General features: G+C 70.0%; 25 protein-coding genes and 1 pseudogene. 7 read left to right on the top strand and 19 right to left on the bottom strand.

What is annotated here, in order from left to right; all coding sequences use genetic code 11:
- Positions 1 to 23: 23 nt before the first annotated feature.
- From ABZ806_RS23495 to ABZ806_RS23485, 3 genes are all read right to left on the bottom strand, one after another.
- Positions 24 to 752 carry a cation efflux transmembrane domain-containing protein gene (locus ABZ806_RS23495; RefSeq protein ID WP_500219504.1) on the bottom strand — a complete coding sequence of 243 codons (729 nt, stop codon included), beginning with the start codon at positions 750 to 752 and terminating at the stop codon, positions 24 to 26.
- A complete protein-coding gene (locus tag ABZ806_RS23490; RefSeq protein ID WP_500219503.1) occupies positions 749 to 1,150 on the bottom strand; it encodes an ArsR/SmtB family transcription factor in 402 nt (133 codons plus the stop codon). Before ABZ806_RS23490 ends, ABZ806_RS23495 begins: the two co-directional genes overlap by 4 nt.
- Positions 1,151 to 1,389: 239 nt before the next feature.
- Entirely contained in the window at positions 1,390 to 1,785 is a 396-nt protein-coding gene (locus ABZ806_RS23485) for a heavy metal-responsive transcriptional regulator (protein WP_500219502.1), read from the bottom strand.
- Positions 1,786 to 1,903: 118 nt separating this feature from the next.
- On the opposite strand from ABZ806_RS23485, the gene ABZ806_RS23480 reads away from it, so the two are divergent.
- From ABZ806_RS23480 to ABZ806_RS23470, 3 genes are all read left to right on the top strand, one after another.
- Positions 1,904 to 2,899, top strand: a complete 996-nt coding sequence (locus ABZ806_RS23480; protein ID WP_500219501.1) for an alkylmercury lyase family protein — start codon at positions 1,904 to 1,906, stop codon at positions 2,897 to 2,899.
- A gap of 140 nt (positions 2,900 to 3,039) precedes the next feature.
- The gene (locus ABZ806_RS23475) at positions 3,040 to 3,663 is read left to right on the top strand and encodes a hypothetical protein (RefSeq protein WP_500219500.1); all 624 of its coding nucleotides are present in this window, start codon (positions 3,040 to 3,042) and stop codon (positions 3,661 to 3,663) included.
- Positions 3,596 to 3,940 (top strand): Clp protease N-terminal domain-containing protein, encoded by a 345-nt coding sequence (locus ABZ806_RS23470; protein WP_500219499.1) that lies wholly within the window; start codon positions 3,596 to 3,598, stop codon positions 3,938 to 3,940. The genes ABZ806_RS23475 and ABZ806_RS23470 overlap by 68 nt, the downstream gene beginning before the upstream one ends.
- Before the next feature lie 29 nt (positions 3,941 to 3,969).
- Here the strand turns inward: ABZ806_RS23470 and arsM are convergent.
- The 8 genes and pseudogenes from arsM to ABZ806_RS23430 all read right to left on the bottom strand — a co-directional run.
- Positions 3,970 to 4,677, bottom strand: a pseudogene (gene arsM, locus ABZ806_RS23465) (arsenite methyltransferase); the annotation flags it as partial.
- Positions 4,678 to 4,790: 113 nt separating this feature from the next.
- On the bottom strand, positions 4,791 to 5,288 hold the full coding sequence (locus tag ABZ806_RS23460; RefSeq protein WP_500219498.1) for a hypothetical protein: 498 nt from the start codon (positions 5,286 to 5,288) through the stop codon (positions 4,791 to 4,793).
- Positions 5,285 to 6,196 (bottom strand): alpha/beta fold hydrolase, encoded by a 912-nt coding sequence (locus tag ABZ806_RS23455; protein ID WP_500219497.1) that lies wholly within the window; start codon positions 6,194 to 6,196, stop codon positions 5,285 to 5,287. Before ABZ806_RS23455 ends, ABZ806_RS23460 begins: the two co-directional genes overlap by 4 nt.
- Positions 6,183 to 6,593, bottom strand: a complete 411-nt coding sequence (locus ABZ806_RS23450) for an ArsR/SmtB family transcription factor (RefSeq protein ID WP_500219496.1) — start codon at positions 6,591 to 6,593, stop codon at positions 6,183 to 6,185. The genes ABZ806_RS23455 and ABZ806_RS23450 overlap by 14 nt, the downstream gene beginning before the upstream one ends.
- Positions 6,594 to 6,712: 119 nt before the next feature.
- Positions 6,713 to 7,777, bottom strand: a complete 1,065-nt coding sequence (locus tag ABZ806_RS23445) for an ArsO family NAD(P)H-dependent flavin-containing monooxygenase (protein WP_500219495.1) — start codon at positions 7,775 to 7,777, stop codon at positions 6,713 to 6,715.
- Between the two features lie 30 nt (positions 7,778 to 7,807).
- The gene (locus ABZ806_RS23440) at positions 7,808 to 9,121 is read right to left on the bottom strand and encodes an MFS transporter (protein WP_500219494.1); all 1,314 of its coding nucleotides are present in this window, start codon (positions 9,119 to 9,121) and stop codon (positions 7,808 to 7,810) included.
- Positions 9,114 to 10,769 (bottom strand): FAD-dependent oxidoreductase, encoded by a 1,656-nt coding sequence (locus ABZ806_RS23435; protein WP_500219493.1) that lies wholly within the window; start codon positions 10,767 to 10,769, stop codon positions 9,114 to 9,116. The genes ABZ806_RS23440 and ABZ806_RS23435 overlap by 8 nt, the downstream gene beginning before the upstream one ends.
- Before the next feature lie 48 nt (positions 10,770 to 10,817).
- Positions 10,818 to 10,970: a hypothetical protein gene (locus ABZ806_RS23430; RefSeq protein WP_500219492.1), complete on the bottom strand. Its 153-nt coding sequence runs from the start codon at positions 10,968 to 10,970 to the stop codon at positions 10,818 to 10,820.
- 77 nt (positions 10,971 to 11,047) lie between these two features.
- Here ABZ806_RS23430 and ABZ806_RS23425 point away from each other — a divergent pair, with 77 nt between their 5' ends.
- Positions 11,048 to 11,413, top strand: coding sequence for an ArsR/SmtB family transcription factor (locus ABZ806_RS23425; protein ID WP_500219491.1), 366 nt, complete (start codon positions 11,048 to 11,050; stop codon positions 11,411 to 11,413).
- A 56-nt stretch (positions 11,414 to 11,469) separates the two neighbouring features.
- On the opposite strand, the gene ABZ806_RS23420 is transcribed toward ABZ806_RS23425, so the two are convergent.
- Entirely contained in the window at positions 11,470 to 12,570 is a 1,101-nt protein-coding gene (locus ABZ806_RS23420; RefSeq protein ID WP_500219490.1) for a flavin-containing monooxygenase, read from the bottom strand.
- An 88-nt stretch (positions 12,571 to 12,658) separates the two neighbouring features.
- Here ABZ806_RS23420 and ABZ806_RS23415 point away from each other — a divergent pair, with 88 nt between their 5' ends.
- Entirely contained in the window at positions 12,659 to 13,072 is a 414-nt protein-coding gene (locus tag ABZ806_RS23415) for an ArsR/SmtB family transcription factor (RefSeq protein ID WP_500219489.1), read from the top strand.
- 21 nt (positions 13,073 to 13,093) lie between these two features.
- Here ABZ806_RS23415 and ABZ806_RS23410 read toward each other — a convergent pair whose 3' ends face one another.
- From ABZ806_RS23410 to ABZ806_RS23390, 5 genes are all read right to left on the bottom strand, one after another.
- On the bottom strand, positions 13,094 to 13,462 hold the full coding sequence (locus ABZ806_RS23410; RefSeq protein WP_500219488.1) for an ArsR/SmtB family transcription factor: 369 nt from the start codon (positions 13,460 to 13,462) through the stop codon (positions 13,094 to 13,096).
- A gap of 25 nt (positions 13,463 to 13,487) precedes the next feature.
- Positions 13,488 to 13,895 (bottom strand): arsenate reductase ArsC, encoded by a 408-nt coding sequence (locus tag ABZ806_RS23405; protein ID WP_500219487.1) that lies wholly within the window; start codon positions 13,893 to 13,895, stop codon positions 13,488 to 13,490.
- Positions 13,896 to 13,961: 66 nt separating this feature from the next.
- Positions 13,962 to 14,228, bottom strand: a complete 267-nt coding sequence (locus ABZ806_RS23400; RefSeq protein WP_500219521.1) for a three-helix bundle dimerization domain-containing protein — start codon at positions 14,226 to 14,228, stop codon at positions 13,962 to 13,964.
- A gap of 154 nt (positions 14,229 to 14,382) precedes the next feature.
- A complete protein-coding gene (locus ABZ806_RS23395; RefSeq protein WP_500219486.1) occupies positions 14,383 to 14,835 on the bottom strand; it encodes a hypothetical protein in 453 nt (150 codons plus the stop codon).
- Positions 14,836 to 15,153: 318 nt separating this feature from the next.
- The gene (locus ABZ806_RS23390; protein ID WP_500219485.1) at positions 15,154 to 15,462 is read right to left on the bottom strand and encodes an HAD family hydrolase; all 309 of its coding nucleotides are present in this window, start codon (positions 15,460 to 15,462) and stop codon (positions 15,154 to 15,156) included.
- Between the two features lie 191 nt (positions 15,463 to 15,653).
- On the opposite strand from ABZ806_RS23390, the gene ABZ806_RS23385 reads away from it, so the two are divergent.
- Complete coding sequence (locus ABZ806_RS23385; protein WP_500219484.1) at positions 15,654 to 16,040, top strand: ArsR/SmtB family transcription factor; 387 nt, start codon at positions 15,654 to 15,656, stop codon at positions 16,038 to 16,040.
- 85 nt (positions 16,041 to 16,125) lie between these two features.
- On the opposite strand, the gene ABZ806_RS23380 is transcribed toward ABZ806_RS23385, so the two are convergent.
- Together ABZ806_RS23380 and ABZ806_RS23375 are read right to left on the bottom strand one after the other, a co-directional pair.
- The gene (locus ABZ806_RS23380) at positions 16,126 to 16,764 is read right to left on the bottom strand and encodes a DUF2218 domain-containing protein (RefSeq protein WP_500219483.1); all 639 of its coding nucleotides are present in this window, start codon (positions 16,762 to 16,764) and stop codon (positions 16,126 to 16,128) included.
- Between the two features lie 116 nt (positions 16,765 to 16,880).
- Entirely contained in the window at positions 16,881 to 17,498 is a 618-nt protein-coding gene (locus ABZ806_RS23375) for a class I SAM-dependent methyltransferase (RefSeq protein ID WP_500219482.1), read from the bottom strand.
- Positions 17,499 to 17,621: 123 nt separating this feature from the next.
- Here ABZ806_RS23375 and ABZ806_RS23370 point away from each other — a divergent pair, with 123 nt between their 5' ends.
- Positions 17,622 to 18,194: a TetR/AcrR family transcriptional regulator gene (locus tag ABZ806_RS23370; protein ID WP_500219481.1), complete on the top strand. Its 573-nt coding sequence runs from the start codon at positions 17,622 to 17,624 to the stop codon at positions 18,192 to 18,194.
- The last annotated feature ends 43 nt before the right edge of the window (positions 18,195 to 18,237 follow it).

Here is an 18,237-nt window from a genome sequence, read left to right as displayed (position 1 = left end):
TCGAGGGGAGAGAAGGGGGCCGGTCAGGAGCAGCAGGCGCAATCGGGCCCGCAGGGCGCGCATCCGTCGTCCTGGCTCTTCACCGCGGTATCGGCGATGGTGGAGGCGGCCGGGGCCGAGGGGGCGCAGCAGGTGTCGCCGCGCCAGGCCTCGCGGCCTTCCTTGACCGCGACGGCTGCGATGACCAGCGCGGCGATCGGATCGGCCCAGGCCCACCCGAGCAGGCTGTTGACCAGGAGTCCGGCCAGCAGCACACCCGACAGGTAGGTGCACAGCAGAGTCTGTTTGGAGTCGGCAACCGCGCTGGCCGACCCCAACTCGCGGCCTGTGCGGCGCTGCGCGGCCGACAGGAACGGCATGATGACCAGCGACAGGGCGGCCAGCACCAGTCCCACAGAGGAGTGTTCGGCGTCACCGTCGCTCACGAGGGCGCGGACAGAGTCGGCGGCCACATAGACGGCCAACGCGAAGAAGGACATCGCGATGATACGCAGGGCGCGCTGCTCCCGCTGCTCGACCCGCTCTGAGTCACGCGCGGAGAACTGCCAGGCCACCGCAGTGGCGGAGGCGACCTCGATGACCGAGTCCAACCCGAACGCCACCAACGCACCTGACGAGGCCAGCGTTCCGGCGGTGATCGCAGCGACGGCCTCGATCCCGTTGTAGATGATGGTGGCGGCCACCAGCAGCCGCACCCGCCGGGCCAGCACCGCCCGCCGTTGCGGCGACGGGTCCAGCGTCACCGTGCTCATGTCTGCACCTGCGGCTCGGGAGCGCATGCGCCCAGCGGCGCGCCCGCGGCACCGGTGCCGTAGGTGGGGCAGAGGGCGACGGCTCGGTCGGTGGCGGAGAGGAGGTGCTCGGCCGAGCGCAGCAGGTCCAGTAGGGCCGGGGTGGCAATGAAGTAGAACGACTGGCGGCCCTCGGCGCGATAGTCCACCAGCTTGCAGCCGCGCAGGCAGGCCAGGTGCTTGGACACCGTGGATTGCCCCAGCCCGAGTTCGCGGGTCAGGTCCACTACCCGCGCCTCACCCAGGGTCAGCCGCTGCACGATCGACAGTCGCACCGGATCAGCCAGTGAGTGGAACAGCGCCGCAGCCGATGCCAGTTCATCCAAGGGAGTCATTCCGCAATCGGAATCAATCGCCATAGCACGATGATATCCCGAGCGCGTGGTGGGTCAAGACTTTCAGATCCGATGGCGCGGACCATCCGAAAGCGACGGGGACGCAGTAAAGGTCGACCAAGTAGGCGCTGTCTGCGTCGCCGACACCCGTCGCAATCCTGGACAGGACCGCTGGCGTCCTCCGCATGCTCATCGCCCGGTTGAAGATCCGGCCATGGTGGGCGGAGGCATCACCCAGCCCGGTGAGGGCGCCGGAAGGTCGCTCATCGGGTGATGATGGTGCAGATGGCGCTGTCATCGCAGTCGGCCGGGTCGGTGGCGGCGGCCCGGTGCTTGAGGTCGGTGAGGGCGGCGCGGGTCTGGGTCAGCTCGGCGATGCGTGCCTGGATCTGGCCGATGTGCTGGTCGATGAGGTCGGCGACGTGCCGGCATGGAGGTTGGCCGGAGTCGCGGATGGCCAGGACGCCGCGGATCTCGGCGAGGGCGAGTCCGGCCGATTGGGCGTCGCGGATGAAGGTGAGCCGCGCCAGCGCCTCGGGCGGATAGTCGCGGTAGCCCGTGTTGGTGCGCGGCGGGGGCGGCAGCAGCCCGGCCTGTTCGTAGAACCGGATGGTCTTGGTGGTCAACCCGGCCAGCGCGGCGAGGACACCGATGCGCATGTGCCCATGCTAGGCGCTTGACCTTCCAGCACGCTGGAAGCTTTACGTTCGATCGCGACGGCGGCGCACGCGTCGCGATGGCGGCGTCCATGACTCGCCGGACGCGCTGGAGACTGGCATGGACTTGATGGTGTTGACGGTGCAGGACTGCCCGAATGGTCCGCTCTTGGAGGAACGACTGGCTGAGGTGCAGGCCGAGCGCAGCCGGCTCCCGGTAACGCGCCGGGTGATCTCCGATGAGGCCGAGGCGGCCCGCTGGGGAATGCGGGGGTCACCGACCCTGCTGATCGACGGCATCGACCCGTTCGCCGACCCGTCCACCCCGGCGAGCGTGTCGTGCCGGATGTACCGCGCACCTGACGGCCGCTTGGAGGGGGCGCCGCCAGTGGCCGCGCTGCGCCGGGCCTTGGAAGCGGCTGACGGCGACCCGGGCGGAGCGGTGCCGCCGGAGCCTTGGGCGGACGCACTGGGTCGAGCCGGGGCGGGGCGGCTCGCGCCCGCCGAGGGCCGGTTGCGGGCAGTGCATCAGCGGGTGCTGCACGCCTTCGCCCGCACCGGGCGGGCACCGGAGGTGACCGAACTCGCGGAGGCGGCCGCCCCGCGAGACGCGCGGACGGTGCTGGAGGAGCTGCATGCCGCGAACTTCCTGCGCCTGGACGAAGCCGGCGGGATCCGCGCCGCCTATCCGTTCTCGGCGGCGCCGACGGCGCACATCGTGCAGATCGCCGGCGGGCTGCAGGTCTATGCGATGTGCGCGGTCGACGCGCTGGGCATCGCGGCCATGCTGCACGCGCAGGTGCGGATCCGATCGGCAGACCCCGGCACGGGGACCCCGGTCACTGTCACCGTGCCCGCCGACGGTTCAGGGGCACTGTGGGATCCGGTCACTGCGGTCGTGTTCGCCGGACGCCGCACCGATCAGAGCGACTGCGCAAGCCGCGAGGAGTCGACGGCACAGCCCGCGGCGGTCGACGTGTGCTGTGGCTACGTCAACTTCTTCGCCTCGGCGCGGACCGCCGCCGCCTGGGAGCGGGCGCACCCGGAGGTGACCGGCCGGACACTGGGCCAGGCCGACACCGAACGGCTCGGCACGCCATCTTCAGCCCGCTACTGACCGGCGCCCGACCCACGTAGCCGCACGACCACGCCTGGAACCTGCGGCAAGCCGGTTCGTAGTCGTTCGACAGACCGGCCACGCGCCTTCGACAACCAATCCTTGTCTAACCTGCAGATCGACAACCTAGTTTTGTCGATGTGGATGCTTTAGCGCTGAGCCCCAGGATCCTGATCGATGCCGTCTCTGAGCAGGCGGACAGCTCCGACCCACTCGTGCTGCTGGAGACGGCCGTCGGGGTCGCCGCCGAAGTGGGCGAATCGGCCGACGCGATGGTCGAGCACTTCGTCGCCGCCGCGCGCTCGGCAGGGCTTTCGTGGACGGTGATCGGGCAGCGACTCGGAATCTCCAAACAGGCCGCCCGGCAGAAGTTCGCCGACCGGATCGGCCCGGTCGCCGCTCCGATCGACGCGGGGAAGGCCACGATCGCCCCGCGGCTGGCCGCCTGCCTGCAGGCCGCGCAGGCCGCCGCCGACGCGGACGAAAGCGTTCCCGGCACGCAGCATCTGCTGCTCGGGCTGCTCCATGCGGGGATCGCCGCCGGCGTCCTGGACCGGGCCGGGGTGACCCGGGAGAAGATCCGCCAGTCTTCCGCCAGGCTGTTCGAACCCACCGTCATCACCGGCGACGACGAGACCGAGCGGCGCCGTTGTCGGGGACGGAGGCGCCGACAACGCACTGGCCATCGCGCATCAGATGGCCGCGCGCCGCGGCCAGAGCCACGTCCGCACCGAGCACCTGCTGTTCGCGTTGATCACCGATGAAGGCGCCGCCTCCCGCCGCGTGCTGGACGACGTGGGCCTTGACATCGCGGTGATCAAGAAAGAGCTCAACGAGGTGATCCCGCCGGTCCCGCGCCGTCCTCGCCGCCGTCAGCGCAAGGGCCAGTGCGATCCCCGTGACCGGGCCTGCTCCTTCTGCGGCTGCACCGATACGGGCCGTCCCATGGTCGCCGGACCCGGCGTGTGGATCTGCAACGACTGCGTCACCTTGGCCACCGACATCCTCGCCAGCGGCGACCGCGCCCTGCGGCCCGGCTAAGACGGCCGCACTCTTCGAAAGCCCTGGGCTCAGACCACGGGTTTGGCGGCTTGGACGATCGCCGAGTGCATGCCGTCGGTGAGCCGGTGGGTGGGGGCGATGGTGATGCCGGTGACCCCGGCGGCGGTCAGATGGTCGCGGTATTCGATGAAAGTGAGGGCGCCGGCGATGCAGGCGACGTGGTCGCCGCGGGTCGCGCGGTCGTCGGGGGTGAGGTGGTTCTCGGCGACGACGTCGCTGATGCCGAGTCGTCCGCCAGGCCGCAGGACCCGATGGGGTTCGGCGAGCACCGCGGGTTTGTCGGTGGAAAGGTTGATCACGCAGTTTGAGATATCCACGTCGACGTGGTCGTCGGGAAGCGGGATCTGCTCCATGTTCCCTTGGAGGAACTCCACATTGGTGGCGCCGGCCTCGCGTGCGTTGCGCCGGGCGAGGACGAGCATCTCCTCGGTCATGTCCAGGCCGTAGACCTTGCCGCCCGGGCCGACGCGGCGAGCCGACAGCAGGACGTCGATGCCCCCGCCCGAACCCAGGTCCAAGACGGTGTCGCCGGCGGCCAGTTCTGCGACGGCCAGCGGGTTGCCGCAGCCGAGGCTGGCGGTGACCGCGTCGGCGGGCAGCTGCGAGCAGTCGTGGTCGGTGTACCGGGCGGCTCCGAAACCGGGCTCGTCCAGGCTGGTCGGGGCGGTGCAGCAGTCGCCGCCTTGGGGTGAGGTCGAGCAGCAGCCGGTTCCGGTGCGGGCGGCGACCGCTCGGGCGGCCGCGGCCTAGTGGGCTCGGACCTGGTCGCGTACCCGGCTGTTGTCCTTGGTGTCGGAAGCAGCGGCCGTGTTGGTGGTGTCGGGATCGGTCATGGGACGGTCTCCTCACGGGAAGCGGTCCGAGGTTTGGACGGTGCAAGATGGCGGTGCAGCGCCCGCAGCAGCAGCGGCAGGCCGACCGCGGCGGGCAGGAACCAGAAGGTGATCGGCGGAAGCAGCTTCCACAGCGGCAGCCGCGGCCCGTTGTCGACATAGAACGCGGTCAGCAGGGTGATGTAGGACAGCGCCATCGCGGTGATGTGGTGGCGCAGCCATCCGTGCCATCGCATCCGGCGGGCCGCGTATCCGGTACCGGCGGCGGCGAGCGCCAAGCCGCCGAGGATCAGCAGGTAGGCGGTGTGCGGCCGGGCGATGGCGATGCCGGACGCGGTGACCACGACCACGGCCAGGGCACCCAAGTAGATACGGCCGCGTCGGGGGTGGCGGCCGGGCCGCTTCGGGACGCGCATCGCGTCGACGCCACTGATGACGGCGGTCAGCCCGGCCGCAATGTGCAGGATGATCAGGCCGTCCAGCAGCATGGTCATCCCACTTCAGCCGGCCGGGTGTGCGCGGTGAGGAATCCGGCCAGCAGGTCGGCGACCTCGACCGGCCGTTCTTCCATCAGCAGGTGGCCAGTGGCGGGCAGGATCACCAGGCGTTCGGGTTGCCGTTGGGTGCCGGCGATGTCGCGGTGCAGCCGCTCGGCCCATTGGGCGGGGAAATGCACGTCCTCGGCGCCCCAGAGAATAAGCGTCGGGGCGGCGAATCGCCGGAGCCCTTCGAGCGCGGCGGCGGTATGGGCCTGGTTGGCGGGATCGAGCTGCGCCGCGAGGAACCGCCGGGTCTCGCCACGCCGGTGGGCATTGCCGAGGTTGGCGGCAATGTACCCGTCGACCAGCTCATCGGTGAGGGCGGCCTTATCGTGCACAGCCTTGCCCGAGGCCGGCGCCCACCGGAACAGCGACCGCCGAGACCACGCCCACAACACCACGCGCCCCAAGACCGGCAGCTGGGTGGCACGGACGAACGGCAGCTCCTCCGCCGAGGGCCAGTTGTCGTACGCCTCCGCATCGGCCAGCACCAAGGCGGTGATCCGGCCGGGATGGTCGGCGGCCAGCAGCTGGGCGATCGCGCCGCCCTGGTCATGACCGACCACGGCCACCTTGTCCAAGCCCAGTTCGTCCAGCAGTCCCAGCACCGCGTCGACTTGGGCGGGCAGCCGCCAGTCGGCATCCGGCGGGGTCTCGGTGTCCCCCAACCCGAGCAGATCCGGCGCCACGCACCGGATCCGCGGCCCCAGTCCGGTGATGACCCGCCGCCACACGAAGGACGAGAACGGGCAACCGTGCAGCAGCAGCACCGGCAGCCCGTCTCCCTCATCGAGGTAGGCGATGCGAGCCGCACCGACCTGGAGGTGCCGTTTCGTCAAGCCATGCTGATCATGCTCTGCCATCACCGGCCACCGCCGTCTCTTCGGCCAGGCACAACGCCAGGTCCAGCACCGCGGGAATGCACGGATCGGCGATCGAATAGAAGATCCGGTTGCCGTCCCGGCGGGCGGCCACGATGCCCCGGTCGGTCAGCCGCTGCAGCTGATTGGAGACCGCCTGCGGGCGCATCCCTACCTGCTCGGCCAGCTCCCCCACCGGCACCTCGCCGTCGCGGTGCAGCGCATGCAGCAACCGCAGCCGCGTGTCGTTCCCCAGCACCTTGAACAACACCACCAGCTGAGACGCCTGAGATTGGGTGAGCAGGGGCCGCTCGGCGAGCGGCGGCTTACCCGCCCGCTGCGTCGGCGTCAGCACCGACGCAGGCTCCGTGGAGCAGCACTCCGGACCTTCGTTCTCCATAAATCCACTATCACACGACTTCGTGTAATTATGTAGCCGCTCTCGGCTCTATTCGGAGTCGAGGTCGGGCCCGTCCTGCGGGGACGAACGATGCCCCCAAAGGGAGCTCCGCCGGTGGCTCATCGGACGCCGAGTTGGGCGGTGATGTCGCGGACGGCGTCTCGGGCGGTTCGGGCGGCGCCGACCAGGGTCGCCGATCCGGGGCCGGTCCAGTCGCCGTATCCCAGCAGGTGCAGCCGGGGTTCGGCCAGCGCCCGGGTTCCGCCGCCGGTCGGGATGCGTCCCGTCCCGTCGCGTAGGCCCAGCGGAGTGAGGTGGCTGAGGGCGGGACGGAAGCCGGTGCACCAGATGATCGCGTCGCAGTCTGCGGTGTGGCCGTCGGGCCAGGCCACACCGGTCGGGGTGAGGCGATTGAACATCGGTCGGGCGTGCAGTACGCCTTGGTCGCGGGCACGGCGGACGGAGGGGACGACAACGATGTCGCCGAGTCCACCTATGCCGCCAGAGTCGGCGTGCCCTTCGCGTAGTTCGTGGAAGCGCCGGGTGGCCAACTCGAACAGGGCGCGTCCGTCGAGGTCGTCGGGCAGGAAACGCGGCGGGCGCTGGGTCGTCCAGATCGTGGTCGCATGCGGGGCCAGGTCTGCCAGGATCTGGGCGGCCGAGTTGCCGCCGCCCACCACGACGACACGCTGCCCCTGGAACTCCTCGGGTGTGTGGTATTGGACGGTGTGGAGCTGGCGGCCTTGGTAGTCGCGGCGCCCGGGATAGTAGGGCAGGTACGGGCGCAGCCAGGTGCCCGTAGCGCTGATGACGTGCCGTGCCCACCAGGACGTGGTGGCGCTGTCCAAGCGGAGCAGGTCGCCGTCGCGGTGAATCGCCTTGATGCCCACTGGTCGATGCACCGGTAGGTCGTAGCGCCTCTCGTAGGCGGTCAGGTAGTCGACGACGTGTGCGGCGGGTGGGTAGCCATTGTTCCAAGAGGGCATGGGCCAGCCTGGGAGCGAACTGTTCCGGGCGGGTGAGAACAACCGTAGGGACGTCCACATGTGCGACCAGGCGCCGCCCGGCTGGTCCTGCGCGTCGAAGAGGGCGAAGTCCACACCGCTGCGGCGCAGGTAGAAGCCGGCGGCAAGGCCCGCTTGACCGGCGCCGATGACCGCAACGTCCAGGACGTTGTCGTTCACCTGGTGTCCTCCTGGCAATGTCACTGCTGGCTACCGTCCGGCGGGCGCGTGGCCGTCGGCGGTGGTGCGTGCTGGTGCGGTACCGGCGGCAAGGAGCGCGGCGACGACGGCGGCCGCGGTCAGAACCAGGAACATGCTGGAGTATCCGCCGAGTCCGGCAGCCAGGGCGGCGCCGGCGAAGGGTGCCAGAGCGGTAGCGGTAGTGATCGGGGCGGCGAGGATTCCGGACAGGGCGCCGTAGGAGGTGGTCCCCCACCGGTCCGAGACGGCAGTGGCCTGCAGCAGGGTGGCGATGCCGCGGGTGGTGCCGGCCAGGAACGCCACGGCGATGAGCAGGGCCACCGGGCCGGGGATGACGGCGAGCGCGGCGGTGGTGGCGGCCGACAGCGCCAGGATCCAGACGGTGCGGGCGCGGACGCCGGTGCGGCGGACCAGGGCGCCGTAGCCCAGGCGCCCAGTGACCTGTCCGACGCCTCCGAGGCCGAGTGCCCAGGCCGCAGTGCTGCTGCCGGCGCCGCGGGAGGTGAGCAGCGGGATGAGGTTGATCACCACTGCGTACATCGCGAACGCCGACAGGGTGAGCGCCAGGGTCAGCAGAAGGAACGGCCGGCTGCGGACGGTGGCCGAGACACCGGCGCGGTCGCGGGCGCGGCCTCCCGCTCTGTCCCGTCCGTCAGCGGCGGCCTTGGGCGGCGGGGGCCAGGGGCGCCGCAGGGCCAGCAGGTGCAGCGGTACGGTGATGACGGCCAGCACCACTGCCAGCACCAGGTAGACGCCGCGCCAGGACAGGTGGGCCGCCAAGGCGTCGGTGAGCGGTGCGAAAACGGTGCTGGCGAGCCCGGCGACCAGGGTGACGGTCGTCAGCGCACCGAGGTGGCGGGGCGCGTAGTAGCGGGTCAGTGCGGCGAAGGCGGGCTGGTAGAGCACGGCGGCCATGGCGGTCCCGGCCAGCAGCCAGGCGGCAGCGAACCACAGCAGGTTCGGCGCGGCCGCAACGGCGAGGACTGCCAGGACGGCCAGCACCGAGCCGCCGGTCATCAGGGTGCGGGGACCGTGCCGGTCCAGCGCGCGGCCGACCGGGATGCCGGCCAGGGCGGCCACGATCAGTGCAGCGGAGAACGCGGCCGTGATCCCCGCAGTGGACCAGCCGGTATCGCGGGTGATGGCCGAGGCGAGGACCGGGAAGGCGTAGTACAGCACACCCCAGCTGGTGATCTCGGTGATGCACAGTGCCGCCAGGGGGCTGCCCCCCGCTTGCGAGGCGTAGCCGATCAGCCTGCGGGCACCGGCGGCCGGGGCCGCCGGTGCCCGGTCTCGCGTGGCAGATTCGGCCGCGTCAGGCATCGTCGCGTTCGGCCTCGCCGGAGTAGCCGTGCACGCGTCCAGTCGCGAAGCCCACTCCGGCAGGGGCGCCGACACCGATCGCGACCGGTTCGGGCGCCGCGGCGCCGCAGCACGATCCGCCCTCGGGTTCGATCTGCGCGGCGGTCCCCGGCTCGGTGGAGCACGAGGTTCCGCTGCCGCCGTCCTCGCTGGTGGCGCCGGGCAGGAGGTCCTCGGTGACCAGGCTGGTGGAGCAGACGCCGGTCTCGGGGAGGTCGAGCTGGACGGTGTCGGCGGCTTCGCGGTCTCCGGCAAGCGCGGCGACGATCGAGCGGACCTGCTCGTACCCGGTGGCCATCAGGAACGTGGGGGCGCGTCCGTAGCTCTTCATGCCCGCCATGTAGAAGCCGGGCTCAGGGTGGGCGAGGTCGCGTTCGCCGTGCGGCGGGACGGTCCCACAGCTGTGGAAGTTAGGGTCGATCAGCGGCGCGAGCTTGGTCGGCGCCTCGGTCGCGGGGTCGAGTTCGACGCGGACCTCACGCAGCATGTCCAAATCGGGCCGGAATCCGGTGGCCGCGACCACGTTGTCGACCTGCAGGGTGCGGGCGCCGTCCGGGGTCTGGCCGGTGACCTGGACGGGCCCGGTGGCGGGGCCGCCATCAGGCGCGGTGAAACCGGTGATGGTGAAGCTGCGGACCAAGTCGATCTCGCCGTTGTTCACCGCCTGCTTGAGGCGGGTGCCGAGCGCGCCGCGCGCGGGCAGGCCGTCGGCGTCGCCGCCCCCGTAGATGCGGGCCACCGATGTGCCCCGCACCGTCCAGGTGATGCGGGTACCGGGTGCGGTCTTGGCGAGTTCGGCCAGGGCGAGCAGCGTGTTGGCGGCCGAGTGGCCCATGCCGACGACCAAGGTGTGGCGGCCGGCGAAGCGGTCGCGGTCGCGGCCCAGGACGTCGGGCAGCGGCCCGGTCAGGTACGGGGCGGCTTCCTGCTCGCCGGGGGCGGGCAGGCCGGAGTGGCCGAGCGGGTTGCCACGTCCCCAGGTGCCGGACGTGTCGATGACGGCGCGGGCGGCGAGGTCGGTGACGGCACCGTCCGGCCCGGCCGCGCGGACCAGCAGAGGGCGCTCGTCACGGCCGACCGTGCGGGTGACGTCCACGCCTTGGCGGGCGACGGCGGTCACCCGGGTGCCGGTGCGGATCCGTCCGGCCAGCTCGGGCACCTTGGCGAGCGGCGCCAGGTAGTCGCGGACCAGCTCGGCGCCGGTCGGCAACGCCTCCGGGTCGGGCAGGCGCCATCCGGTCGGCTCCAGCAGGCGGCGGGCGGCGGCGTCGGTGTCGTACCGCCAGGGCGAGAACAGCCGGACGTGCCGCCACGCGGAGATCGCGGCGCCGACCTCGTCACCGGCCTCCAGGACGAGGAAGTCCTGATCGCGTTCGGCCAGGTGCGCGGCGGCGGCCAGCCCGACCGGCCCGGCGCCGATCACCACGACCGGCGGCTCCTCATGCTCACCATCGGTGACGCAGCCGCAGCCGGCGTCGGTCTTGGCCTGATGGACGGTCGTCTCGGGATTCACGGCCTGCTCGGCGTCGGTGCAGCAGGCGCTGACGCCGCAGCAGCTTCCCTCGCCGGCGGACGCGGCCGACTCCTGTGGTCCGGTGTTGTCGTTCACTATGACTCCTTACCTGTTCGGTGATGGATCTCGCCATAGGCGAGGCGGTCAGAAGCGTGCGCGGTAGGCGGCGGTGGTGACGCGGCTGACGTGCGCGGCCGAGCGGCACGCGGCGGTGCAGACCTGGCCGCGGTCTTCGCGGAAGGTGATCTGGTCGGTGCGGGTGCGGTGGGCGGTGATCCGGGCGAGCAGCGCCTTCATCTTGACTCCCTGTTTCGATGTCCGTCTAAGTAGGCGCCAGCTTGCCTCATTGCATAGATAGATGTCAAATTAGATGTATGTCTAAGTTGATGGAGCTTGAAGACGTGACCGACCCGACCTGCTGCGCACCGCTGAGCGGCCCTGCTCTGAGCGAGGAAGAGGCGGCCGAGCTGGCCAAGGTGTTCAAGGCGTTGTCCGATCCCGTGCGGCTGCGCCTGCTCAACATGATCGCCTCGGTGGACGGCGGTGAAGCGTGCGTATGTGACCTGACCGGATCGTTCGAGCTGACCGCGCCGACCATCTCCCACCACCTGAAGGTGCTCCGCCAAGCCGGGCTGATCGAGGGTGAACGACGCGGGACGTGGGTCTACTACCGCGTGGTGGCGGAGCAGCTCACTCGCCTGTCGGGCTTGTTCGTCATGCCCGCCCTAGCACCGGCCTGACCTCTGGAGATCGGCCTTTCAACGCGACGTGCGGAGTTGTGCGCGGCGGCGCGTCGTCATCGCCCCGACGGGGCCGGCGTCGGGCTGCCGGCGCGGGTCTGCTTGCACAGCCGGGTCAGGACGTGGCGGGCGTCAGCGGCGACCCCGCGCAGGGTGGCCGAGGCGAACGAGCGCTGCCATTCCAGCCCGACGTACCCCAGACCCGGATGGGTGGCGGAGAGGCCGCCGTGGTGGCGCGGTTGGCCGTCTTCGTCCAGCGCGCCCAGCCCGGCGAGATAGTCGACGCCGGGCCGGTAGCCGGTGGCCAGCAGCAGCACGTCAGCGCGCTCTTGGGTGCCGTCGCTCCACACGACATGATCGCCGTCCAGGCGGGTGAACATGGGAAGGCGGTCGGGATTCCCCGTGGCGATGGCGTCCCGGTAGGTCCCGGTGTCGAACACCGGAGTGCCCTTGCCGCCGGTCAGCAGAGGCCGCGCCCACCCCGCGGCGTCCAGCCCGGTCCGCTGCAACCAGATGTGCATGTCGACGCCCAGGACGCGCTGCGCCATGAAGCGCAGTGGATGCCGGGTGGCCAGCGTCACCCGCGCATGAGCGGCGAGCTCAATCGCGATCTGAACGGCCGAGTTCCCGCCGCCCACGATCACCACCCGCTTCCCCGCGAACGGCTCGGGGCACCGATAGTCGGACGAGTGCAGCACCGTGCCGGTGAACCCCGGCAGGCCCGGCAGGTCCGGACGGTGGGGGCGGTTGAATCCGCCCGTCGCGGCGACCACCATCGGGGCGGCGAAGACCTCGCCGCCGGCCGTCACCACCTCGAAACCGCGCCGGTCCCCGTCCCCTGCGACCACGATCTTCTCGACACGGTGACCGGTGCGGATGTCGGCGTCCAGGCGTGCCGCGTACTCGGCAAGGTAGGCCGCGACCTCGTCCCGCGCGGGGTAGCCGTCCGGATCACCGGGGAACGCCGCCCCGGGCAGAGCGCTACGCCGGGCCGGAGAGAACAGGGCGAGGCTGTCATAGTAGTGCGGCCACGAACCGACCGGCTGATCGGCCGCCTCCAGCACAACGGGCGCCAGGCCGAGGGAACGAGCAATGTGAGCGGTGGCCAGACCGGCCTGGCCGCCCCCGACGATGATCAGAGGTGATGTGGTGAGCATACAGCGAACATATCAATACTTCGTAAAATGTCAATGTGTTGATATGTGACGTATGGTGGGGCACGCCCCAGGGGAGGAGCCAGCAACGATGGTCAAGCCCGTGACCGGCCCGCCGACGTCCACGGATCCGACGGTGGAGAACGCGAGCACGACTTCTTCGCTCGGGGGCGGGTGCGGGACGTCGGCCGTCCCGCTCAGCGCCGGAGCACGCGAGTTCCTCAAGGCGCTGGCCAGTGAGCAGCGGCAGCAGATGCTCGAGCTGTTCACCGGCGGCATCGAACTCACCGTCGGCACCGTCGCCCAGCGCCTCGGCATCGGCCAGTCCAACGCCTCGCAACAGCTCGCCCTGCTGCGCCGAGGCGGACTCCTCACCTCGCGCCGGGACGGCAAACAGGTTCACTACCGGATCGACTCGGCCGCCGTGGACCGCTCGCTCACCGAACTACGCGGCTACCTGTACACCTGCTGCCCACCGCCCGGATCGGACGACCCGGCGACGTAGCCGATGATCCTGGCCCCGCCCTCAGCGCAGGGAGCCCCGCAGGCTCTCCCACGCTTCGGGCACCAGCGAGTACCACACCCATGTCGCGCGCTTCTCCCGCTGGAGAAGGCCCGCGTCCACCAGCACCTTCAGGTGATGACTCACCGTCGGCTGCCGCAGCCCCAGCGGCGCGGTCAGGTCACAGACGCACGCCTCACCCTGCGGCGCCGACTTGATCAAACTGACCAGCTGCAAACGCGTCGGATCGGCCAGCGCCTTCAGCACCTTCGCCAAGGACTCGGCATCGGCCCTGCTCAACGGCTTGGCCAGCGACAAAGGCATGCACACCAGCTCCGCCGAGCCAGCCTCCCGCACGTCCTCGCTCACCCGGTCAACGGCTGCGCTGGTCACTCCATCACCGTGAACGACGCTCATCTCAATCCGCGGGGACGAGCTCGGCGATCAGGCCCTCGATCCGCTTGCGGATCTCGTCGCGGATTGGACGCACGGCCGCCACACCCTGACCCGCCGGGTCGTCCAGCGTCCAGTCCAGATACCGCTTGCCCGGGAAGACCGGACAGGTGTCGCCGCAGCCCATCGTGATCACCACGTCGGACGCCTGCACCGCCTCGACCGTGAGCACCTTAGGGATCTCGCCGGAGACGTCGATGCCCTCCTCTGCCATCGCCTCCACCACGGCCGGGGTCACCGCATCAGCGGGCGCCGAGCCGGCGGAGCGGACCTCCACCTTTTCCCTCGCCAGGTGCGTGAGGTAGGCGGCGGCCATCTGGGACCGACCGGCGTTGTGCACGCACACGAACAGCACACTGGGCTTCTCAGACATCAGACTCCTCAACCATCGATGGACACGGACAGATCTGCCAGAAGCTCATTGATGAGCAGGTCAAGTTCATCTCGAATACGGCGCACCTCGGCGAGCGGACGCCCCGCCGGATCGGGTACCGGCCAATCCAGATACCGGATCCCCGGACTGATCGGACAAGCCCCGCCGCACCCCAAGGTGACCCAACGCCTCCAGCCGGACGCCGGCGAACCGTTCCGCAAGGACGGGCAGGTACGCTCTCACGCGCACAGTCCGGCGCAGGCGCTCGCAGGAGTCCACTACCAGGCGCCGTGCGGTCTCCTGCGACACCGACCCGGGAAACCGCCGCGCCAGCGCATGGCGGCCCGGTCGAACTCCCGATGCGTCACCTCAGGCCCAACGGCACACACCACAGCTCCCCTGCCGGCCGCCGGGCACATTCAGCTGCCGACAGAACAATCGCTGCTCCACCCTGCCTTCAGCGGATCACCGGTACATCAGATCCTATCTATATGTACAAGTATCGATATTCACAGATCGAAAGGGTCACTCTGGGATGAACACCACGTGAACAATGCGCCAGCACGCCTCGATGCTCGGCTGCGCCCTCACCCCGAGAATTGATCACCGTCCGGCGACACGGGCTCACGGGGGTGTCAGATCGAGCCGGCCCGGCGCCAGCGGTGTCGCGCAGGAGGCGGAGGCCGTTGAGGGCGACGAGGACCGTGGAACCCTCGTGGCCGGCGACGCCGAGCGGGAGCGGCAGGTGGCCGGCCAGGTCCCAGATGACCAGGCCGGTGATGAAGGTGGCGGCGATGGCCAGGTTCTGGATGACGAGGCGGCGTGCTCTGCGGGACAGCACGATGGCGGTGGGGATGGCGGTGGGGATGGCGGCCAGTTCGTCGCGGACGACCACGGCATCGGCGGTCTCCAGCGCGAGGTCGGAGCCGGCACGTCCCATGGCGATGCCAGTGTGGGCTGCGGCCAGTGCCGGTGAGTGTGGCGAGGGACGCGACGGCGGCCGCGGCGCCTGGACGCAGGGTGTCGGCGATGCCGAGCACTCCGGACGGGATGCCGTCGAGGGTGACCAGCACTGGTGTCCGTCCCTGGCTCGCCAAGGTGGCGGCTGCGGCACGAGCGCCGCCAACACGCGCAGATTCCTCTACTTGGGTGCGGAGGTAGTCGGGGCTGCCGACCGTGACGGTCGTCCCGTCCACGCGTGCGGTCACGCCTCGTCCAGGGCGGAGGTGAACTCGGTATCTTCTGGGACGTCCAGCGCCTATTCGCGAGCGGCGCCGACGATGGCGCGGGCCAGCGGGTGCTCGCTGGGACGCTCGGCGGCGGCGACCAGGGCGAGAAGCCGCTCCTGTGTCAGGTCCCTGTCAGGCAACGGCTGGATGTCGGTGAGCCGAGGGTTGCCCTCGGTCAGGGTTCCGGTCTTGTCGAAGGCGACCGCGTCGATCTGCCCGAGCCGCTCCATGACCACGGCCGACTTGATCAGTACGCCGTGCCGGCCCGCGGTCGCGATGGCCGACAGCAGCGGCGGCATGGTCGCCAGCACGACCGCGCAGGGCGAGGCGACGATCATGAAGGCTCGGGCAGCGCGAACACCCGCACGGGACGCCGGGAGGGCGGCGGCTCCGCACTGATCACCGGAGCCGGCGAGACGAGGGTGGACGGCATGACGCGAAAGTCCCTTCGGCGACGGACGCGATCAGTTCACAGTACAGGAATACATGAACATCTATTCATTCATCAGCGGGCCGTAGACTGAGCGCCATGGGTCACGGAGCCGCCGATGAGGCCGTCCCGCGCAGGCCACTGGACGCGGCCGGCGCCGCGAAGGTCGCCACCACCCTGCAGGCCCTGGCCACCCCTTCGCGCCTGCTGATACTCGCCCGGCTGCGCGAGGGCCCGATGCCCGCGACCGAACTCGCCCACGCCGTCGGCATGGAGCAGTCGGCCTGCTCCCACCAGCTGCGGCTACTGCGCAACCTCGGCCTGGTGACCGGCACCCGGCAAGGCCGTTCTGTGGTCTACGCCCTCTATGACGACCACGTCGCCGAACTCCTCGACCAGGCCCTCTACCACGTCGAGCACCTGGGGCTCGGCCTCACCGACACCCCCGTCGAAGGGGCCGCCGATACTCCCGCCGCCGCAGTGTGACGATGCGTAGATCGAAGCACGTCCATAGCTCGTGACCCGCATCAGATCGGAGCGGTGAGCCGCGGTCGAGCCGCCAGGAGGCCGGCTAGTGCGGGCTTCGAGGGGTCTTGGACGCTCTTGTCCGGCGGACGGCGTATCGGCCGACGACGGCGGCCTTCACGAGGACGAGGATGAGGACTCCTGCCAGGACGATGTCGGCGGCCCAGCTTGTCCATCGGTAGTCCGCCAACAGGGCTCCGCCAAGGCCGAGGTGGAACGCGATGGCCAACGCGATAGCCAGCGTCAGACCAATCGTCTTGAGAGGGTGAGGGTGTGTTGCGGCTCGGTCCACGGACTGGAGGGCCGTGAGCTCCGCGGCTTCGCTGAACGGTGTTCTGGGCGCTTCCGGTCCTTGCCATTCGACCTTCAGGTGGTCGCGTCGGCCGATCTTCTCCAGTCGTCCGGCAAGGCCGTTCTGAATCTGCCGCAGGTCCGTCTCGTGGGCGGCTTCGACTCGGAGTACCAGACCGTCCGGGGTGGCTCGCAGGATGCACTGCCCTCCACTGAATCTGATGGTCCCCCTCGTGTCAGACCATTCTGCGTCCTCCACCTTGGGGGGTATGCCTTCCCCGTGAGCGCGTGGCCGGTAGTTCAGGTGCCGGCTCATCTGGTTGCCGTGTCTACAGAGTTGGACGAGGTACCGGCCTGGCCGGTCGGTCTCGACGTGGGCCTCAACGCTCAGCACTGGTCTCTTCCCTTCTGGTGTTCCTATGCGGGGCGATTCAGGCGTCGCTCGCACCGATTCGATCGAGTCGGCGATGCCCGGTTGTCGCGCCGCACTGGAAGGCCGTCTCGCCGGGTTCAGGTTCTGGTGACGGCGGCCAGCCAGCCATGGATGCCGTCGGGATGACGGGGCGCCTCGATCGTGGTCGGCTCGATGGAATCGACCTGCCATCCCTCACTGAAGGCGGTGATGATCTCGCTCTGCGTGAGCTTGTGCGGCAGGCCCAGCTCACCCGGCTGACGGTCGCTGAAGCAGAGCATGAAGTAGCGGCCGCCGGGCCTCAGCACGGACCACAGGCTCTCGACGTAGGTAGTGCGGCTCGTCCCGCCGAAGATATGGAACACCAGCGAGTCGAGCACGGTGTCGTAGGACTCCCCTAGGGCGCCGAGTCGCTGGACGTCGTGATGCAAGAACCGGACGGTCATACCTCTCTCCGAAGCCTTGTTCTCAGCGACGCGAAGAGCTTTGGAGGCAAGGTCCACGCCGGTGGCGTCCAGGCCGAGGCCGGCGGCCATCAACGTGTGCTCACCGGTGCCGCAGCCGACGTCCAGGCCCCGGCCCCGGATGGCCCCTGCCTCGGCGAGCGCGAGGAAGGCCGGCTGAGGGCGGCCGGTGTCCCAGGGCGGCGGCGTCGCGTACAAGTCCTCAAGGTCGTCGACGTTTTGAGAGCCGGGGTGTGGACGCGTATCGGCCATGCGGTGTCCTTCCGCGCGTGCCTCTGTGCGAACTCTCGCTCACACCTGATGGCGTCGAACTTATCGATACATAGTGTCTATATCAAGACACAATGTTTATGTAGTGGCGCGTCGTATCGTGGCATGGTGCCCAAGCTCTGGAATGAGACGATCGAGGAACATCGCCGCGCGGTGCGCGACGCGACCATGAGCACCACCGCCGCGCTCGTGATCGAGCACGGGCTGGCCTCGGTGACGATGTCGCGGATCGCGAAGGAGACCGGCATCGGACGCGCGACGCTGTACAAGTACTTCCCGGACGTCGAGTCGATCCTGGCCGCCTGGCACGAGCGCCAGGTCGCCGACCATCTGCGACATCTCACCGAGGTGCGTGACCAGGCGGGGACTCCTGGCGAGCGCCTTCAAGCCGTCCTGCGCGCCTACGCTTTGATCACCAGTGAGCGCCCCCATGGCACCGAACTCGCCGCTCTGCTGCACCGGGGCGAGCACGTGACCCACGCGCATCAGCACCTCAACGACCTCGTACGCGACTTGATCGCCGAGGCCGCCGAAGCCGGAGACGTCAGGGAAGATGTCGCACCCGCCGAACTCGCGCGCTACTGCGTCCACGCCCTCGCGGCGGCGGACGGCCTCCCGTCGAAGGCCGCAGTGGAGCGCCTCGTCGCAGTCACCTCGGCCGGCCTGCGGGCCCCCTGATCCGGCCCGATCTCCGGCCTTCGCGCACTGGCCGCCGAGGACG

This window comes from Spirillospora sp. NPDC047418 (genome assembly GCF_040643275.1).
Taxonomy (GTDB): Bacteria; Actinomycetota; Actinomycetes; order Streptosporangiales; family Streptosporangiaceae; genus Spirillospora.
This window is presented reverse-complemented; position numbering and strand designations above follow the sequence as displayed.

Excerpts from the sequence above, each read along its gene's own strand:
- ABZ806_RS23495 (WP_500219504.1), bottom strand. The coding sequence starts at position 752 with ATGAGCACGGTGACGCTGGACCCGTCGCCGCAACGGCGGGCGGTGCTG.
- ABZ806_RS23490 (WP_500219503.1), bottom strand. The coding sequence starts at position 1,150 with ATGGCGATTGATTCCGATTGCGGAATGACTCCCTTGGATGAACTGGCA.
- ABZ806_RS23485 (WP_500219502.1), bottom strand. The coding sequence starts at position 1,785 with ATGCGCATCGGTGTCCTCGCCGCGCTGGCCGGGTTGACCACCAAGACC.
- ABZ806_RS23480 (WP_500219501.1), top strand. The coding sequence starts at position 1,904 with ATGGACTTGATGGTGTTGACGGTGCAGGACTGCCCGAATGGTCCGCTC.
- ABZ806_RS23470 (WP_500219499.1), top strand. The coding sequence starts at position 3,596 with ATGGCCGCGCGCCGCGGCCAGAGCCACGTCCGCACCGAGCACCTGCTG.
- ABZ806_RS23460 (WP_500219498.1), bottom strand. The coding sequence starts at position 5,288 with ATGACCATGCTGCTGGACGGCCTGATCATCCTGCACATTGCGGCCGGG.
- ABZ806_RS23455 (WP_500219497.1), bottom strand. The coding sequence starts at position 6,196 with ATGGCAGAGCATGATCAGCATGGCTTGACGAAACGGCACCTCCAGGTC.
- ABZ806_RS23450 (WP_500219496.1), bottom strand. The coding sequence starts at position 6,593 with ATGGAGAACGAAGGTCCGGAGTGCTGCTCCACGGAGCCTGCGTCGGTG.
- ABZ806_RS23440 (WP_500219494.1), bottom strand. The coding sequence starts at position 9,121 with ATGCCTGACGCGGCCGAATCTGCCACGCGAGACCGGGCACCGGCGGCC.
- ABZ806_RS23430 (WP_500219492.1), bottom strand. The coding sequence starts at position 10,970 with ATGAAGGCGCTGCTCGCCCGGATCACCGCCCACCGCACCCGCACCGAC.
- ABZ806_RS23425 (WP_500219491.1), top strand. The coding sequence starts at position 11,048 with ATGTCTAAGTTGATGGAGCTTGAAGACGTGACCGACCCGACCTGCTGC.
- ABZ806_RS23420 (WP_500219490.1), bottom strand. The coding sequence starts at position 12,570 with ATGCTCACCACATCACCTCTGATCATCGTCGGGGGCGGCCAGGCCGGT.
- ABZ806_RS23415 (WP_500219489.1), top strand. The coding sequence starts at position 12,659 with ATGGTCAAGCCCGTGACCGGCCCGCCGACGTCCACGGATCCGACGGTG.
- ABZ806_RS23405 (WP_500219487.1), bottom strand. The coding sequence starts at position 13,895 with ATGTCTGAGAAGCCCAGTGTGCTGTTCGTGTGCGTGCACAACGCCGGT.
- ABZ806_RS23395 (WP_500219486.1), bottom strand. The coding sequence starts at position 14,835 with ATGGGACGTGCCGGCTCCGACCTCGCGCTGGAGACCGCCGATGCCGTG.
- ABZ806_RS23390 (WP_500219485.1), bottom strand. The coding sequence starts at position 15,462 with ATGATCGTCGCCTCGCCCTGCGCGGTCGTGCTGGCGACCATGCCGCCG.
- ABZ806_RS23385 (WP_500219484.1), top strand. The coding sequence starts at position 15,654 with ATGGGTCACGGAGCCGCCGATGAGGCCGTCCCGCGCAGGCCACTGGAC.
- ABZ806_RS23375 (WP_500219482.1), bottom strand. The coding sequence starts at position 17,498 with ATGGCCGATACGCGTCCACACCCCGGCTCTCAAAACGTCGACGACCTT.
- ABZ806_RS23370 (WP_500219481.1), top strand. The coding sequence starts at position 17,622 with ATGGTGCCCAAGCTCTGGAATGAGACGATCGAGGAACATCGCCGCGCG.